Origin of the sequence: Mangrovimonas futianensis (assembly GCF_021245805.1) — a bacterium.
GTDB classification, from domain to species: Bacteria; Bacteroidota; Bacteroidia; order Flavobacteriales; family Flavobacteriaceae; genus Mangrovimonas; species Mangrovimonas futianensis.
In genome coordinates, this window is record NZ_JAJJNF010000041.1 from 1 (window position 1) to 364 (window position 364).

Here is a 364-nt window from a genome sequence, read left to right on the forward strand (position 1 = left end):
GTCAGGGTCGTGGTGGTATGGCAGCCGGTGTTCACGCTCTCTACCCTTACGTAAACGACTTCACCGTCCGTACCCACATAGGCATCTGCGGATGGGGCCACCTCTGGTGTACCGGCATCGGCATCGGTCTGGCTGGCATGGTAGCTTACCACATAGTTCGGGTTGTTGCCCGTGATGGGACCGTCCATTTGGGTCAGGTCCATCTCCACAACACCGTCGGGGGTGTTGTCGTCACAGACGATCAGTTCTGCCGGGTCCTGTGCCAGGGTCGGAAGCGGGTGTACGGTTACTGTATTGGTCGTCGTGTCCGGACAGGTACCGTTGGTGGTATACACCACCTCATAGGTCGCTCCAGGGGCTCCAC

At 59.3% G+C, this 364-nt stretch carries 1 protein-coding gene; it reads right to left on the reverse strand.

Translation table 11 applies throughout. The features are described from left to right. Window positions 1-364: FIDD domain-containing protein (locus tag LOK78_RS16450; protein ID WP_232635674.1), on the reverse strand; the 364-nt coding region annotated here is incomplete at both ends.